Origin of the sequence: Pseudoalteromonas sp. JC28 (genome assembly GCF_013319255.1) — a bacterium.
In the GTDB taxonomy this organism is placed as follows: Bacteria; Pseudomonadota; Gammaproteobacteria; order Enterobacterales; family Alteromonadaceae; genus Pseudoalteromonas.
This window is the reverse complement of record NZ_QOKX01000010.1, coordinates 129,552-146,393: the sequence shown is the minus strand read 5'-3', so window position 1 is coordinate 146,393 and position 16,842 is coordinate 129,552. Positions and strand designations below refer to the sequence as shown.

Below are 16,842 nucleotides of genomic sequence, written 5' to 3'. Positions count from 1 at the left end.
CTTTTAAATTGGGTTTTGCAGAGCTGAAATTAAATACATCGCTCCGTTTGGCTCTATATGGCCGTCGCAGTTGCCGCTTTCTATTTGAGTGGTGCTCAATGCGGCTTGACCATCGGTTGGTAAATAAAGTGCCTTTGATACACGCCTGCAGCTCTTTGATTGGATAGTTTGCTGTTCGACGATAAGAATATGTCCACCACCTATCACGTAAGCGTTGGGAATGTTGGTTTGGGCTAGATAGGCGACTTTACAGGCTTTATCGTTATTGAAACCGTTTGCTATTATCTCTTTTGAAGCGGGGGTTGAAACGGTAATAACACATTTTTCACCAATGGATACAGCGTATTGTCCCAGTTGCCACTCTGCTGCTACTTCGCCTTGTGCAGCCGCTAAATTACTTATGCTGATCGTTGCTATAAGTGCCAAATATTTCATGAAAGCCTCCTTGCATATCCCTATTCATCATTGTGTGGTCACTTTACATTAGTATCTCATCCTGCAGCTGAGGTACTGCTCGACCAAAAGGGCTAAATATTTTATTATCGTGGCAGTATAAATCTTATGCAAGGAGCATAGTCTGTTATGACCAAGGAAAAATCGTTATCACTCTCTACAAAGCTGAAGTTTTTGTTTGCTGCAATTGGTAAGCATTTGGGTTTTATCTCCGTTGGCATTCCGTTTTATATTGTTGGTGGATTCATTATTTACATTGGGGTAACTGAGCAATACGGTGCAGGTATTGGGGCTGTTATTTTTGGCGCTATATTTATCTTGATACCTCTTGGAATGTACGCTTTTTCCCTGCCATCAAGTATTCGCTACTACTACGAAAAAGAATTGACGAAAGAGTTTGGTAAACACCTTTTCGGCACCATTACTAACAAAAGAATTGAATCTAATACGTATGTTCACCGGGACGAGTATGACCGAGAAGTGGAGCATCAGGAGACTTTCTATTTCGTTGAGTACAGCTATCAATTTCAGGGCAGTCGTGAAGGTGAGTTTATTCTGGATAACAAAGATTTTTATGACAAGTTGCAGGTTGGAGATGATTTACCTATCCAAGTATTGACGGTAAAACCAAGCGTAGCAGAGCCCAGACTTATCAAATTGGGAAAGCGCTACGGACTTAAACCCGCTGAAAGTTACTAGGCTAAATATGCAATTGTTTGAGGCTTACGCTTCAACCAATTGGCGCTGAAAATACCCTTTTAGAAAATCGATCAGTAGTCGCACTTTTTTAGAGTTGGCATTGCCTTCTGGAAAAACGCCATAAACATGTATGTCTGGCAGCGTGTAATCTTCTAATACAGGCACTAAAGTACCGGCCTGTATTTTTGGTAATGCATCGTAAGTTGGAATTCGTCCAAGACCGTGACCTCCCTCAACAAAAGCGGTGCGTGCCGCCGCATTGTTGGTGCTTATATCGCCTTTCATCGTGATGCTATAAGCTCGAGCCCCTTTACTCAATGTGAGTGCCCCCGATGTCAGCTTGTAAATCACCCATTGATGCTGGTAGAGATCGGTAGGGTGTTTGGGGACGCCGTACTTTTGCAAATAGTCGGGCGATGCGCACAGGCAGGTTTTTAGCACTGAAAGTTTACTGGCTTGCAAACCTGAATCGGGAAGTGGGGCGCCTCGAATGGCCAGATCAATCCCTTCTTTGATGATATTGACGACTTCATCTGTAAGCATGATATCGAGCTGAATTTTTGGATACATAGCTCTAAATTCATTGAGTGCAGGCACTATGGTTTGCAGGCCAACATTCACAGGGCAGGTAAGCTTTATTAGACCGATTGGTTCTTTCTTTAAATTCTCAATTTGCTGGTTTGCAGCAAAGGCTTGCTCTGCAATCACACGGCAGCGCTGATAATATTCGCGGCCTGCCTCTGTAAGTGAAATGGTGCGGGTCGAGCGATTGAGCAATTTTATGCCTAACTGTGACTCCAGTTTTTTGACATGATAACTCACCACTGCACGAGACAAGTTTAAATGCCTGGCGGCGCCGCTTAAGGTGCCTTGCTCAATAACTTGGGCAAAAACGACCATGCTTTTGAGTTGCTCAAACGAAATGTCCACACATTACTCCACTGGCTGAGATAAATTGATTGTATCAATTGTTTGAACAAAGAGTTAGCTTTTGTTTGCATTGTCTAACTTGTCTTAAGCTCATACTTTTATATTTATCCGCAGGCCAAATAGCCTGAAGTTTTAAGAAAGAATGAGAGGTAACTTTGATGACAGCAAAGAAAATTTTAATGGTGCTAACGTCACATGCAGAACTTGGCAAGACAGGTGAGAAAACAGGATTTTGGATTGAAGAGTTTGCCGCACCTTACTATGCCTTTGTGGATGCTGGGGTAGAAGTAACGCTTGCTTCACCAAAAGGTGGTCAGCCGCCAATTGACCCAAAAAGTGAACAGCCTGATTTCCAAACTGACAGCACTAAACGCTATTTTGATGATCAAAAAACGCAGGAACTGGTGGCAAATACGCTGCCACTAGCAGAGGTGAATGCGGCAGATTTTGACGCTGTGTTCTATCCTGGCGGTCACGGACCATTATGGGATTTAGCAACAGATGCCAATTCAATCCAATTGATAAGCGCCTTTTTAGCAGCAGATAAACCAGTTGGTACGGTATGCCATGCAACCGCTGTGCTGATGGATGTAAAAGCCACATCGGGTGAGTATCTGGTAAAAGGTAAAGTGGTGTCTGGTTTTACGAATAGCGAAGAGGCGGCAGTAGGGCTGACTGATGTTGTACCGTTTTTATTAGAAGATGAGCTAGTTAAACGAGGCGCTGATTTCCAGAAAGTCGATGATTGGAATGTGTTTGCTGTTAGAGATGGCTTACTGTTTACAGGACAAAACCCAGCAAGCTCTGAACTTGTCGCTGAGAAAATGCTGACGTACCTAAACCAGCTGTAACCTGCTTATTAAAAGGAATAAATCATGAGTAACGCAATAAACCAAGTTCAAAACGCACAAACGAATCGTCGCATTACCTTAGCGTCACGCCCACATGGTGCGCCAAGCCAAGAAAACTTCAATTATGAAGAGGCACAGATCCCAACGCCAAAAGAAGGCGAGGTGCTCCTTCGTACTGTCTTTTTGTCGTTAGATCCATACATGCGTGGCCGTATGAGCGATGCAAAATCTTATGCTGAGCCGGTCGCTATTGGTGAAGCGATGGTGGGTGGCACAGTATGCCGAGTTGAAGCGTCAAATAACCCTAAATTTGCCAAAGGTGACTGGGTACTCGCGATGAGCGGCTGGCAAGATTATAGCGTCTCGGATGGTACAGGCTTACTTAAGTTAGACAACAATCTACCTAACCCATCATATAGCTTGGGCGTGTTAGGGATGCCAGGCCTTACCGCTTACATGGGACTGATGGATATCGGTCAGCCAAAAGCTGGAGAAACTGTAGTCGTTGCCGCAGCAACCGGTGCTGTAGGCAGCCTTGTTGGACAAATAGCAAAACTGCAAGGCTGTAGAGTAATAGGCATTGCTGGTGGCGCCGAAAAATGCAGTTACGCTACCGAGGCGCTTGGCTTTGATGCCTGTCTTGATCACCGCAAGGATGATCTCGCTGAGCAGTTAGCGCAGGCATGCCCATCGGGAATTGACGTCTATTTTGAAAATGTGGGTGGCAAGGTGTTCGATGCAGTTATGCCATTGCTTAACTCAAGTGCTCGGGTTCCACTTTGTGGGTTGATCTCTCAATATAATGCCACTGAGTTGCCATCGGGGCCTGATCGTATGTCGATGCTGATGGCGACACTGCTGATTAAGCGAGTGAAAATGCAAGGCTTTATTGTATTCGACGATTATGGACATAGATACAACGAGTTCAGTGAAGCGATGCTGCCATGGTTAAACGCGGGCAAGATTAAGTACAAAGAGCACTTAGTCGAGGGGATGGATAACACAGTGGAGGCATTTATTGGCTTATTGGAAGGTAAAAACTTCGGCAAACTTGTCGTGCGCTTAGGTCCAGACGAACTCGTATAATTAGATTTATCAGGAAAAATTAGATGTTAACTGTTCACCACTTAAACGAATCACGCTCGACAAGAGTACTTTGGCTTTTACATGAACTCGATATGCCTCATGACCTTGTGAAGCACCAGCGCAACCCTGAAACGCGCCTTGCGCCCGAAAGCCTAAAACAGGTGCATCCGCTTGGAAAAGCCCCCGTGTTGGTCGATGACAGCCTAGTTTTATGTGAGTCTGGAGCCATCATGGAATATCTGCTAGATAAGGCAGAAGACAGTAGATTGCGACCAAGTGCGGGGACTCCTGGGTACTATCAATATCAAGAATGGTTGCACTTTGCTGAGGGGTCATTGGCACTGCCGGTGATCGCGTCTTTGATGATGAAGATGGAGCAGCGTGCAGGCGATAAACCAATGGATGGTTACATTGCTAAAGAAGTCAATGTCGACTTTTCTTATATAGATACCACACTCGCCAAGCAAAGCTATTTCGCAGGCAACGACTTTACCGCCGCCGATATTATGATGACAGTGATGCTAGAAATCGCAGACAAAGTCGGTTTGCTCACAGCGCATGGCAATATCAAGGCTTATCTTGAAAAAGTGCAAGCTCGCGCCGCATATCAAGCTGCACGCAGCTACGGTTAGGCTGTTTAAAAGCCAGAGGTTTGCTCTGGCTTTTGCGAAAGTAACTTTCGCACGCCGACTTCCTCTACTAAAGTTCACTCCGTCAACATGCCTGCTTTTACATTTTTTGGCTCGGCTTTTCGGCCGTTTAATAAAATACCAATCACCGTATTTCTAACCAAATAACGGTAGCTAATAATGCCTATCGTCACCGTCAGAGATAGAGCAATAATAAACTTGATGAAGACAGGTACTTCAAGGTTCGTAAGAGGAAGTTGAATATACACAAGGAGCGGAATATGGATGAGATAAATCCAATAGGATGCGTCTGAAATATAGCGACTTTGTTTGTTAAATTGATTTAACCATTTGAACCCGGCTAAATAAGCGACAGCAGTCCAACTGAGAATGGCGATGGTTTGAACTACAACGCTGATCAAATTGATTTTTTCAGGCGTTGCGTCGCCTGTTTTGATCGCGATGATGACTTTTTCAAGCGACGGTGATGGCGGCAAAAAGTAAAAGTATGCAACCAATGAAGTGCAGGCAGTAATTAATAACCAGTTGAATTGTTTTGAGTAGCGAGTTACCACTTCATGATGATGAAATAGTCCTGCTCCCAACAAAAATAAAGAGCCATAAAACCCGTAAGCCCACCAATGAGGTTGCAGTTTATCAGGAGCTGGAAATGGCACCATCAAATTGGACATAGATGCCGTGATGATAACCGGCAATATAACGCATAAAAAGACTGGTTTAACAACGATAGCGAGAGTGTGTTGATAAAATTTTGGAAACTTGTGTAACAGCCAAAATAACACACAGAACTGGCTTAAATACCATAAGAACCATAAATGCATGCTTGTCACCTGTGGCTCTTTTATCTGCTGTATAACACCAAATAACGGTGGTGGGGTGCTGGCAACGCTGCTGCCCCAATGCATCGCATGTAATAACACCAGTAAGGTGAGCGGTAGGAAAATAATAAAGGGAATGAGTAGTCGTTTTAACCTGTTTTGAATATAAGCTTTACCACCACGTTTTTGAATAAGCAGGGCGGCACAAAAGCCGGCGATGATAAAAAATAGTGGCATCCTGAATAGGTGCGTCCACATGGCGAGGTAGTTAAAAAAGACATTTTTGTCTGGATCGACACTGATCCAAAGGTTATGAAAATATGGGCCGTATGCTAAGGCCGCATGAAAAACAACGCCAAGCAATAGTGCCAAGCCTCGCATATTATCAATATAATGAAACCGCGCGTTATTGTGCATTCTGTTATCCCTACATTGGATGCTTTATCAGGTGGTTATACTATATTTTCTGCCTACTAAAATATTGAAGAAAAGCGACTCTTCAGGCTGAATCGTTGTTACGAGAACATTTAATAACAAATAAAGTGGCTGACCGACTTTATTTTTATCCTGTCTTGGACTCAAAATTGAGACTTTATCTTGCTGGAAACGGAGCCAGAATGAAAGCAAAATGCGCAGCATTAGCAGTAGGGTTAGTGGGGTGTAATAGCGACAGTAGTGGTCCTGATGATGGTCAATGTAGTGGTGTTGGTAACTCAAGGTTTGATATAACCGGCTTTAACCTCGGTGAGTTTAGCGCTGATCAGGTAGATGAGTGGGTTAACACTGAATATGATGGCGTTGAACCTATTTCGTATCAAACGCTCGTATTTCAGCTTAAAGCTGACACGCAGTCTGTAGCGCAGTTAAGCGCACCGAGTTTTAAGTTTTCTTTAATTAGCGCCGCTTATGCCTGCTCACCTGTTCCCCCGTATACCAATGAAAAAATCACGGATATAAATATTACCTCTAGCGCTGCGTTTAGTGACGAGTTACCTGCAGGTTCAAGCTTAAATGAGGTGTTCGACATCGTGTATATCGGTTCCGATTACTCTAATCAGGTTGATTATCGTAGGCTGGATAATGGCGAAAAAGACTACTTTTCAATATCCGAATTTTTAGATATGGAAGATAAAAAAACGAGCGAATTTATCCAGTTTGCACTGAACAGTGAACCTACTTACAAACAGAACCATGTATTTTATATTGAAATTTCGCTGGATACCGGTGAGCAATTCTTGCTTGAATCTCATGAGCTTAGTTTTGCCGAGTAGGTGAAATGAGAAAAGCGCTCAATATGAGCTTGAGCGCTTTTAACGTACTAGATAACCTGAGCTGCGGATAATTAATGCCTTTCTAGCAGCCAGTTTTAGCGCTAACTGCGTTGAATTCACTTCCAATAGCCAGCTATTGGTGCGTAAATTCGCCTTGCTTTCCCTAAAACTCTCTGGCTAGACAAGGAAAAAACTAAGTTGTGCTTTAGAAACAATGAGTTGGAACATTCTTTATCCAAACCTCAGGTTAGATAGTAAAATTTAAAGCTATTTGAGTCTGTCCATGAGGTAAACAAACTCAAGGCTATTTACCATCGCTCGCTGTTCATTGTTTGCAGCGCCTGCATGGCCACCTTCGGTATTCTCAAAATACAGAACTTCAAATCCCATATCTTTCATTTTAGCAACCATTTTACGTGCATGGCCTGGGTGAACGCGGTCATCTCGGGTTGAGGTTGTGAAAAATACTTTCGGATATTGTTTGTCTTTACTTAGGTTATGGTAAGGCGAGTATGTTTTAATGTATTCCCACTCTTCAGGAACATCTGGATTACCATATTCGCCCATCCAACTTGCGCCAGCGAGTAGCTTATTAAAACGCTTCATATCGAGTAATGGCACTTGGCAAATAACGGCGTTGTAAAGTTCAGGCCTGCGAGTGAAAGCGGCGCCCACTAGCAATCCGCCGTTACTACCACCTTTAATACCTAAATGTTGAGGTTTGGTTACTTTATCTGCTATCAGCTGCTCTGCTACGGCTTCAAAGTCTTCATACGCCTTGTGGCGATTTTCTTTTAGTGCTGCTTGGTGCCAGCTTGGTCCATACTCACCGCCGCCACGAATATTCGCAAGCACATAAACACCGCCTTGTTCTAACCAGTTTTTACCAGTTGATGCCGAGTAGTACGGCTGCATAGAAACTTCAAAGCCACCATAGGCATATAATAAAGTAGGATTGCTACCATCTAACTTGATATCTTTCTTATGAACAATAAAGTAAGGCACTTTTGTACCGTCTTTTGATGTCGCAAATTTTTGCTGGGTAACAAACTTATCTGCGTCGAAATGTGATTTATTACCTTTGAGTTTTGTTGTTCCAAGTGATTTACCATCGACTAAGTAAAGACTGGTCGGCGATAAAAAGTCCGTGTAGGTGACAAAAAAGTCATCTCTATTGGGATCAGTGTCAAAAACGGATAATGAACCGGTATCAGGAAAGTTCACTGGGTCTATTTTCCACTGCCCATTAGCTTTAGGCATATAGCGGAAAACCTTATTCTTTACATCATCTAACACGGTAACTAGTATGGCTGATTTGGTAAAACTCAAATTTTCTATTGAACGATTTGCTGTTGGCTTGATTAAGCTTGTAAACTGGATATTTTTAGAATCCAAATCGTTAATGTTGGCATATATTACTTCTGCTTGTGAAAAGTGCTTCCAAGCAGATTTTAGCTGGATAAAGAGCATGCCATTGTTTAATCCGAGGAGGCTTGCATCGCTAGGCACTGGAATTTTTATCTGCTTATCACCTTCGAGTTTATAGACGTCGCGAGTATAAAAGCTTGTAGAATCGTATAGAAAGTGATTTGTGTTGCCTTGATCGTATACCGTAAAGCCTCCGGCACTGATAGAACTTTTATTTGCCTGATAGACCGTTTTAGCGTCGTCCAGCAGCGTACCGCGTTGCCACACTTTAACCGTTCCAGCATAACCTGAGTCAGTTAATGAGCCTTCTCCAAAATCTGTTGCAACAAATATTGAATTCTCGTTGAACCAAGATACTGAGGTTTTTGCTTCAGGTAAATAAAACCCATTTTTTACAAAAGATTTGCTTGGAATGTCGAACTCTCTCACTACTTTTGCATCAGCACCACCGCGGGATAAGTACACCAAACAGCGTTCATACTTTGGATAGTGACAGTTCATTCCGCCATAAACCCAGTTTTCGTCTTCAGCTTTTGCTAGCGCATCTAAGTCGAGAATGGTTTCCCACTTAGGATCCGCTTTTTTATACTCTTCAAGAGTTGTTCTGCGGTATATGCCTCTTACATGCTCCGCATCTCTCCAGAAATTATAGTAATAACCTGCACGTTCAGTTGCGTACGGAATACGAGACCGATCATTGATAATATCTAATGTATTTTGAAAGATATGATTATATTGGCTGTGGCTTTTGAGTTGTTTTAGTGAGCTATCGTTTTGTGCCGTTACCCACTCTAGCGCTTGTTTGCCTTCAATCTCTTCAAGCCATAGGTATGGATCTTTTTCTAATGCTATCGATTTACCAGCAAAGGTGGTGAGCATACATAGTGTCGCAATATTTGTAATTTTTTTTCTCAAAACTTAGTCCCTATTTTATAGTTATTTATTACGTTTTATCATCAAGTCGTCAAAATAGGAATGTGTGCTGATTAAAAAAACGTGATCTGCTTACATCGATTCACACTTAATCTGCTTGCGATGGAGAGAGTTGTGCTTCAATGGCGTGGATCAGCAACATCGCTTTATGCCACTGCTGTGAAAGTTGCCACACCTCCGCCAGTGTATTGATATTGCTTACCATCTAATCGTTCCATTAACTGTTCTACACAGTGGCTACAAGTAAATAAATACTGCTCAATACGTACGAGTTTAGCGAGTAGTGAGGTGGTCTGTGATGATAATGCTGATTGCTCTACCGACACAATAAAAAGGTTAATTTGCTGACATAGAGTTTATTGGCATTATCAAGAGGGAAGTAACTTATGCGCGACAACAGCTTTGTAACAACACGCACCAAGTTCAAGCAGCCTGATCGAAAAAAGCGAAAACAAGCTCAAAAGAAATAAATAATAGTTTTGGACCCAAAAAGGTTATAACAACATGAATCTTAAGCTCTGTTGTTATAACGTGTTATTTATTCAATAATTTTTATAAGGTAATATGTGTTTCAAAGTATGACAAAGATGGCCTATGAATCAGGCTGCGAAACACACTTTAGTCAACATGGCAGTGACTAAAGTGTTTACACCAAATATGGGCTAGAACCTGAAGAGCTTCGTGATGGTGAACATACTAGTTTGAAAGTAATGAAACGTGATTTTGCGTAACAAGCACGTAGCCAAATTAATCAAAAATAAGTAGCCGACTGACAATGGCGTTTGCTGAAAAATCGGCATCGAATCAGTCAAGCAAGACAATAACATACATTATTTTGCCGCTGCACTGCTTAATCATATAAAAATAACTGAAATAGGCTAGCCAGTTAGTAAAAAACAAATGGCGTTAGCAGCATCTAAAATAAGCTAGGTGCTCAGCAAAGGAATACAGAATGAAACAGTCTAACTTCTTATTTCTAAAAGAAATAGATAACCAACTATATACAATTGCACTGGCAGCAGAGCGAAATTACCCTAGCGATCCAAACACCACCATGGCAAAGCTACGTATTTTTGCAGAAACGATAGCAAAAAAATTAGCCCACGCACTCAAATTTGATCAAAAAGAAACGCAAATTGAGATCGTCCGTGAACTCGCCCGAGTACCAGGAATAAAAGACGATATCATTCAAGTATTTCACGTGCTGCGAAAAGTCGGCAATAAAGCGGTTCACGATTATCATAATGACTTAGAAGACGCAGAAATGACGCTGCGATTCGCGCATCGCCTAGCTGCGTGGTACTACTCATTAGTAACACAAAATCTAGATTACAAAGCGCCTGTATTTGTACTACCAAAAGGCGAACTCGCGACTGTGATGGATGCAGAAGTCTTCAAGCTTAAAACTAAGCTTGATGAAGTCATCAACAAAAAATTCAAAACAGATAAAGAGCTTAAAGAGAAGCAAAGCACTGTAATAAGCCTTGAGGGCTATATTTCAGTTTTAGAATCTAAACAGCAGGAAACACAGGCACAAAATGAGGCGCGCATTAAAGCGCTAGAAGCTGAGCTAAAAGCAAAAGAACAAGAGCTTGCAGCAAAAACCAAAGACGAGCGTCAAGCTTACCATGCGGAGCTACGAAAATCGGCAGCCAAGCGCAGCTTAAACTTGTCCGAAAAAGAGACCCGTTATCTAATCGATACCCAACTGCGTAAAGCAGGGTGGGATGCCGATACACAAGCACTTAATTATGCTAAAGGTACGCGCCCACAAGTTGGCCGTAATATGGCAATTGCAGAATGGCCTACGGGCATTGACGAAACAGGCAAGCAAGGCTTTGCAGACTACGTATTGTTTGTCGGTCTTCGTCCCATTGGTGTGATTGAAGCGAAAAAAACGAATACCGATGTAAGCGCTAAATTGAATGAAGCGTATCGCTATTCAAAAACATTTGATCATGGCTTGCTGCGTCAAACACTCTCACACTTAGACGGCGACCTAGTTAACGAAGCTTTGCCACAGTATTTACCAACATGGCAGGACGAAAATAGCTCACCTTATAAAATTCCATTCTGCTTCTCGGCTAATGGACGTGAATATCGCGCTGCATCCAAAACAAAAAGTGGTATTTGGTATCGCGATGTTCGTCATAATACCAATATGCCCAAAGCGCTGCCAGAGTGGCATCGACCAGAAGAGCTTATTGCTAAACTTGAAGCCGACAACCAAGTTTACAACGATTGGTTTAAGCAAAATCCAATCACCGATGATTTAGGCCTGCGTTATTATCAAAAAGAGGCCATCCAAGCGGTAGAGCAAGCAGTTACTCGTGGCGAACAAGACATCTTATTGGCAATGGCCACAGGCACGGGTAAAACCCGTACCGCTATTGGCTTAATGTTCCGTTTAATTCAATCGAAGCGCTTTAATCGCGTATTATTTTTAGTCGATAGAACGTCGCTTGGTGAGCAAGCGCTTGATTCATTTGAAGATACCATCATTAAAGGTGATACCTTTAAAACTATATATAACGTCAGCGATTTAACTGAGCGCTTCCCTGATGACGAGACGCAAATCCACGTAGCAACCGTGCAATCATTAGTAAAACGCACTCTGCAAAGTGAAGAAGTTATGCCAGTTGGGCGTTACGATTGCATCATAGTTGATGAAGCACACCGCGGATATATTCTCGATAAAGAACAAACCGAAGGTGAAGAAAAATTCCGCGATGCAAAAGACTTTATTTCGTCTTACCGCCGGATAATAGACCACTTCGATGCTGTTAAAATTGCCCTAACAGCAACTCCAGCCCTGCATACAGTAGATATTTTTGGTGGCACGCAAAAACAGCCTGTCTATCGTTACAGCTATCGCAAAGCAGTAATTGATGGTCACTTAGTTGACCAAGAGCCACCGGTCAAAATTCTCACTAAACAGTCACGAGATGGCGTAGTTATGGGTGCAGGTACTGAAGTAATGCGTTTGTCATCACAAGGTGAGTTGCTAAACGATACTTTAGAAGATGAGCAAAACTTTGAGGTTGCGGACTTTAACCGTAGCTTAATCTCGACAGGCTTTAATAAGGCTGTATGCGAAGAGTTGGTAAATCATATTGATCCAACCAGTAAACAAAAAACGCTAGTTTTTTGCGTTAACAATGAACATGCCGATATGGTAGTAGAAGAGCTGCGTAGCGCATTTAAAACAAAGTACCCAAAGCTTGAGCACAACGCCATTATTAAAATAACAGGTGACTCAGACAAAGACAGTAAAAAAGTACAGTCGCTTATTAACCGCTTTAAAAAAGACCGCTTACCTAACATTGTAGTAACGGTTGACTTACTCACCACGGGTATTGATATACCAAGTATTTGCAATCTGGTCTTTATGCGAAAAGTGCGCAGTCGTATTTTGTATGAGCAAATGAAAGGCCGCGCCACTCGCCTTTGCCCTGAAGTGGGCAAAACCAGTTTTAAGATATTTGATGCTGTTAACTTATACAGCACCTTACAAAGTGTCGATACCATGCGTCCAGTCGTGGTGCGCCCAGAGGTTGATATTAAAACCTTAGTGAACGAAATTACGGCGGATGAAACCTACCACACCAAAGAGGCAGATGGCCGAAGCTTTGCAGAGCATAGCCACGAGCAATTAGTAGCTAAGCTGCAACGTATTACCAGCCATGCAAAGTGTAACCGCGACCGCTCAAAAGAAATCGACAGCCACATTAAGCGCTTTGATGAAATACTGGCTGATAAAGCAGGTTGTGACTTTTTAAGCTTGCCAAACACCTTAAAAGAAAAGGGGCCAAGGCTAAGTGCTGAGATTATTAACAGCTTACCTAACTTTGTTAGTCGCCTAGAGCAGCTAAAAAACGATATTAACGCATTGCGTGATATGCCTATTTTTACCGATATGCCAGACGAAGTCATCTCAGTGACCCATGTATGGGGCGATCACGAAAAGCCTGAGGACTTCCTTGAGTCGTTTGATAAACTGGTCGACAACTCGGTAAATAAACAAGCAGCCCTTGAAGTGATCATCAATCGCCCGCGCGATCTCACTCGTAAAGCCCTGCTTGACTTACAAGAATGGTTTGACGCGCAAAATTACGATGAATCAACCTTACGTAAAGCCTGGCAAGCCACTAAAAATGAAGACATAGCCGCGCGTTTAATCGGCCATATTCGCCGTGCTGCTATGGGCGATGCCTTGTTACCGTTTGACACCCGAGTCGATAAAGCGCTTAACAAAATAAAAGCCAGTAAAAACTGGAATGAGGCGCAACTCAGTTGGCTTGAACGTTTAGCTGTGAGCATTAAACAGCAAGTGGTACTGGATGACACCACCTTTAAAACTGGCAATTACCGCCGCAGTGGCGGAAAACGCAAGCTTGAGCGCATCTTTGAAGATGAATTATCAAGCATACTGCAACAGTTTTACGAATATATGTGGGATGAACCTGCTTAAAGCGGTTTATCAAAAGTAAAAATCACGTACAATTTAGCCCATTAATTTTTATGGTTAAGCACAGCCCTACTGTGCTTAACACAAAAATGCTGCTATTTGCCAAAAACAGCCAAACGCAGTAACAAAGAGAACCAATGAACAATTCTGATTTAGTCAATAAACTCTGGAAGCTATGCGATAACCTGCGCGATGGCGGTGTGTCGTACCAAAACTACGTAAACGAGCTGGCCTCACTGCTATTTTTAAAAATGTGTGAAGAGACAGGCCAAGAAGACGACCTACTGCCAGAGGGCTTTCGCTGGCATGACCTTAAAAACAAATTAGGTCAAGAGCAGCACCAGTTTTATCGTAACTTGTTAGTACAACTGGGCGCAGATGAGCACGCCATTGTGCGCGCTATTTTCCAAAATGTGAATACCAGCATTACCCAGCCTGCTCAGCTAAATCAGCTGATCACGAGCATGGACAAATTGCAGTGGATAGATAATTCTGGTGATGGCACTGGCAGTAAAACCCGCGATGATTTTGGCGATATGTACGAAGGCTTATTGCAAAAAAATGCCAACGAAACCAAATCGGGCGCTGGGCAATACTTTACCCCAAGGGCGCTTATTAACACTATAGTTAAGTTAATGCAGCCACAAGCCCGTGAAGTGATCCAAGACCCAGCCGCAGGCACCGCAGGCTTTTTAATCGAAGCTGACAAATACATTAAAAGTAAAACCAACAACTTGTTTGACTTAAGCGACGAAGATCAAGGCTTTCAAATGCAAAAAGCCTTTGTTGGCCTTGAGTTAGTACCAGAAACCCGCCGTTTAGCACTGATGAACTGCTTATTGCACGATATTGAAGGCGATGAAAACGAAGGCGCTATTCGCTTAGGTAATACCTTAGGTGCAGCCGGTGAGAACTTACCAAAAGCCGACGTTATTTTAACAAACCCACCGTTTGGAGCAGCATCAGGCACCAACATTACCCGTACTTTTGTTTACCCAACGTCAAACAAACAGCTGTGCTTTATGCAACATATTGTTGAGGCACTTGAACCAGGCGGCCGTGCTGCGGTAGTCATTCCCGATAATGTATTATTTGAAGGCGGTAAAGGCACAGATATTCGCCGCGATTTAATGGAAAAGTGTCGCTTACACACCATTTTGCGCCTGCCAACGGGTATTTTTTACGCCCAAGGCGTAAAAACCAATGTGCTGTTTTTCCAAAAAGGCGCAGTAGATAATATCCACCAAGACACAGCCTGCACTACCGAGACCTGGGTATTTGATATGCGTACCAATATGAATACTTTTGGTAAACGCCGCCCACTCACAGAACAACACTTTGAAACCTTTGTTACCGCCTATGGCGAAGATAAAAACGGTTTATCGCCACGCATTGAAGGTGTTTACGACATCCTAGGCGCAATCCACCCTGACGAAAATGAAACAAACAGCCTTGAGCCAAATAAAGAGCAAGGCGAGAAAGACAGCCTTGAGCTAAATAAAAAGTTAGAGAGCGCAAGGTGGCGCAAATTCTCCCGTGAGTATATTCGCGAGCAAAAAGGCGATAGCTTAGATATTACTTGGTTAAAAGATAACGATGCCACCAGTGCTGACAACCTACCAGAGCCAGAAGTGCTGGCAGGTGAGGCCATGGCAGAACTGACAACCGCTATGGGTGAAATTTACCAATTGATGAAAGCCCTCGGTGCAGATAATGAAGCCGAAGCACAAAAGCAACTGTTAGAGGCTGAGTTTGGTTTAGTTGAACCAGTGGCGCAGGACGGTGAAGCATGAACGAATTACCAAAAGGTTGGGAGCTGGTTCCAATTGAACAGGTGACTGATGTTGTTAGTGGTGGAACCCCAAAATCGACAAACTCAGAGTTTTATTCTGACAACCATGAATTAGATATTTCTTGGATAACACCTGCTGATTTAAGTGGATATAGTAAGCTGTATATTTCACATGGAAGACGTTCAATCACTAAAATCGGTTATGCATCTTGTTCAGCAAAGTTGATGCCTAAAGGCTCTGTGCTTTTCAGTAGCAGAGCTCCTGTTGGCTACGTGGTCATTGCTGAAAATGAAATTTGTACAAATCAGGGCTTTAAAAGCTTCGTACCTTATAGAGATGTCAAAAGTAAGTATCTATATTATTACCTAAAATCTATTAAACATCTTGCTGAAAGTTTGGCAACAGGAACAACTTTTAAAGAGTTATCTGGAAAAGTAGCTAAAACGCTACCTTTCCCTCTAGCTCCTGTAGAAGAACAAAAACGAATAGTTGAAAAGTTAGATGATGTGTTGGCGCAGGTTGATGCCATTAAAGGGCGTTTAGACAGCATCCCTGCCATTATCAAACGCTTCCGCCAATCCGTACTTGCCAACGCCGTCAGCGGTAAACTAACAGAAGAATGGCGAGGAACATCAGAACTACGTGACTGGCAAAGCCTAGCTGTTGGCGATGTTGCAAGTGTTGCCACCGGTAAAACTCCGAAACGTACTATCGAAGAGTATTGGGATTCAGCAGACATTCCCTGGTTAACAAGTAGCGCAACTGGCAGCCCACTTTGTAATGAATCAGAACAGTTTGTTTCAAACTTTGCAGTTAAAGACTGTAAGTTAAAACTATTCCCCAGTGGTACTTTGCTGCTAGCTATGTATGGTGAAGGAAAAACGCGGGGACAAGTGACCGAATTAACTATTGATGCTACTTGCAACCAAGCCTGTGCTGCCATAACTGTAAATAATAATATTGCACTAACCAGTTATGTGAAACTAAGGCTGCAAGAAAACTATGAAGAAACTCGAAAAGCTGCGGTAGGTGGTAATCAACCAAACCTTAACTTAAATAAGGTTAGAGAAATAACTATATATTTACCTTCCTTAGAAGAACAAACAGAAATCGTTCGCCTGGTTGATGAGTATTTTGCCCTTGCTGACACCATTGAAGCGCAAGTCAATAAAGCCCGCGCGCGTGTGGATAAGCTGACTCAAAGTATTTTAGCGAAAGCGTTTCGCGGCGAGTTGGTGCCACAAGATGACAACGACGAACCAGCAGAAAAACTGCTTGAACGCATAGCGCAAGCAAAAGCAGAGGCAGAAGCCCTCGCTAAAGCCGTTAAAAAAGCCGAGGCCGGCAAAAAACGCGCAGCAAAAACCATCAGTAAGTAACTAACTCATTAATTTGGTGGCGAGAGGCGTTTTTGGCATTTAATTATGCAGGTTTTAATATTCGTGAGGGAGCAAGCTGTGCC

General features: G+C 42.8%; 12 protein-coding genes. 8 read left to right on the top strand and 4 right to left on the bottom strand.

The window, feature by feature from the left end; genetic code table 11:
• Window positions 1-3 precede the first annotated feature (3 nt).
• Entirely contained in the window at window positions 4-435 is a 432-nt protein-coding gene (locus tag DS891_RS20585) for a hypothetical protein (protein ID WP_174170817.1), read from the bottom strand.
• Window positions 436-582: 147 nt separating this feature from the next.
• On the opposite strand from DS891_RS20585, the gene DS891_RS20580 reads away from it, so the two are divergent.
• A complete protein-coding gene (locus tag DS891_RS20580; protein ID WP_174170816.1) occupies window positions 583-1,152 on the top strand; it encodes a hypothetical protein in 570 nt (189 codons plus the stop codon).
• A gap of 24 nt (window positions 1,153-1,176) precedes the next feature.
• On the opposite strand, the gene DS891_RS20575 is transcribed toward DS891_RS20580, so the two are convergent.
• Complete coding sequence (locus tag DS891_RS20575; protein ID WP_174170815.1) at window positions 1,177-2,082, bottom strand: LysR family transcriptional regulator; 906 nt, start codon at window positions 2,080-2,082, stop codon at window positions 1,177-1,179.
• Window positions 2,083-2,240: 158 nt separating this feature from the next.
• On the opposite strand from DS891_RS20575, the gene DS891_RS20570 reads away from it, so the two are divergent.
• From DS891_RS20570 to DS891_RS20560, 3 genes are read left to right on the top strand one after another with little or no spacing between them, the layout of a single operon-like run.
• Window positions 2,241-2,933, top strand: a complete 693-nt coding sequence (locus tag DS891_RS20570) for a type 1 glutamine amidotransferase domain-containing protein (protein ID WP_174170814.1) — start codon at window positions 2,241-2,243, stop codon at window positions 2,931-2,933.
• A 24-nt stretch (window positions 2,934-2,957) separates the two neighbouring features.
• On the top strand, window positions 2,958-4,019 hold the full coding sequence (locus tag DS891_RS20565; protein WP_174170813.1) for an NADP-dependent oxidoreductase: 1,062 nt from the start codon (window positions 2,958-2,960) through the stop codon (window positions 4,017-4,019).
• 23 nt (window positions 4,020-4,042) lie between these two features.
• Window positions 4,043-4,651, top strand: coding sequence for a glutathione S-transferase family protein (locus DS891_RS20560; RefSeq protein ID WP_174170811.1), 609 nt, complete (start codon window positions 4,043-4,045; stop codon window positions 4,649-4,651).
• Between the two features lie 74 nt (window positions 4,652-4,725).
• Here the strand turns inward: DS891_RS20560 and DS891_RS20555 are convergent, their stop codons facing one another.
• Window positions 4,726-5,904, bottom strand: a complete 1,179-nt coding sequence (locus DS891_RS20555; RefSeq protein ID WP_174170809.1) for an acyltransferase family protein — start codon at window positions 5,902-5,904, stop codon at window positions 4,726-4,728.
• 200 nt (window positions 5,905-6,104) lie between these two features.
• Here DS891_RS20555 and DS891_RS20550 point away from each other — a divergent pair, with 200 nt between their 5' ends.
• Entirely contained in the window at window positions 6,105-6,758 is a 654-nt protein-coding gene (locus DS891_RS20550) for a DUF5034 domain-containing protein (protein WP_174170807.1), read from the top strand.
• A gap of 267 nt (window positions 6,759-7,025) precedes the next feature.
• Here DS891_RS20550 and DS891_RS20545 read toward each other — a convergent pair whose 3' ends face one another.
• Window positions 7,026-9,065, bottom strand: a complete 2,040-nt coding sequence (locus tag DS891_RS20545) for a prolyl oligopeptidase family protein (RefSeq protein WP_227387650.1) — start codon at window positions 9,063-9,065, stop codon at window positions 7,026-7,028.
• 1,006 nt (window positions 9,066-10,071) lie between these two features.
• Between DS891_RS20545 and hsdR the strand changes: the two genes are divergently transcribed.
• The 3 genes from hsdR to DS891_RS20525 all read left to right on the top strand — a co-directional run bounded on the left by hsdR (window position 10,072) and on the right by DS891_RS20525 (window position 16,759).
• On the top strand, window positions 10,072-13,590 hold the full coding sequence (gene hsdR, locus DS891_RS20535; RefSeq protein WP_174170804.1) for a type I restriction-modification system endonuclease: 3,519 nt from the start codon (window positions 10,072-10,074) through the stop codon (window positions 13,588-13,590).
• Window positions 13,591-13,724: 134 nt separating this feature from the next.
• Complete coding sequence (locus tag DS891_RS20530; protein WP_174170802.1) at window positions 13,725-15,380, top strand: N-6 DNA methylase; 1,656 nt, start codon at window positions 13,725-13,727, stop codon at window positions 15,378-15,380.
• Window positions 15,377-16,759: a restriction endonuclease subunit S gene (locus tag DS891_RS20525; RefSeq protein ID WP_174170800.1), complete on the top strand. Its 1,383-nt coding sequence runs from the start codon at window positions 15,377-15,379 to the stop codon at window positions 16,757-16,759. Before DS891_RS20530 ends, DS891_RS20525 begins: the two co-directional genes overlap by 4 nt.
• The last annotated feature ends 83 nt before the right edge of the window (window positions 16,760-16,842 follow it).

What these genes read in the sequence shown, in the direction of transcription:
- DS891_RS20585 (WP_174170817.1), bottom strand. Translation starts at nt 435, where the DNA reads ATGAAATATTTGGCACTTATAGCAACGATCAGCATAAGTAATTTAGCG.
- DS891_RS20580 (WP_174170816.1), top strand. Translation starts at nt 583, where the DNA reads ATGACCAAGGAAAAATCGTTATCACTCTCTACAAAGCTGAAGTTTTTG.
- DS891_RS20570 (WP_174170814.1), top strand. Translation starts at nt 2,241, where the DNA reads ATGACAGCAAAGAAAATTTTAATGGTGCTAACGTCACATGCAGAACTT.
- DS891_RS20565 (WP_174170813.1), top strand. Translation starts at nt 2,958, where the DNA reads ATGAGTAACGCAATAAACCAAGTTCAAAACGCACAAACGAATCGTCGC.
- DS891_RS20560 (WP_174170811.1), top strand. Translation starts at nt 4,043, where the DNA reads ATGTTAACTGTTCACCACTTAAACGAATCACGCTCGACAAGAGTACTT.
- DS891_RS20555 (WP_174170809.1), bottom strand. Translation starts at nt 5,904, where the DNA reads ATGCACAATAACGCGCGGTTTCATTATATTGATAATATGCGAGGCTTG.
- DS891_RS20550 (WP_174170807.1), top strand. Translation starts at nt 6,105, where the DNA reads ATGAAAGCAAAATGCGCAGCATTAGCAGTAGGGTTAGTGGGGTGTAAT.
- DS891_RS20545 (WP_227387650.1), bottom strand. Translation starts at nt 9,065, where the DNA reads ATGCTCACCACCTTTGCTGGTAAATCGATAGCATTAGAAAAAGATCCA.
- hsdR (WP_174170804.1), top strand. Translation starts at nt 10,072, where the DNA reads ATGAAACAGTCTAACTTCTTATTTCTAAAAGAAATAGATAACCAACTA.
- DS891_RS20530 (WP_174170802.1), top strand. Translation starts at nt 13,725, where the DNA reads ATGAACAATTCTGATTTAGTCAATAAACTCTGGAAGCTATGCGATAAC.
- DS891_RS20525 (WP_174170800.1), top strand. Translation starts at nt 15,377, where the DNA reads ATGAACGAATTACCAAAAGGTTGGGAGCTGGTTCCAATTGAACAGGTG.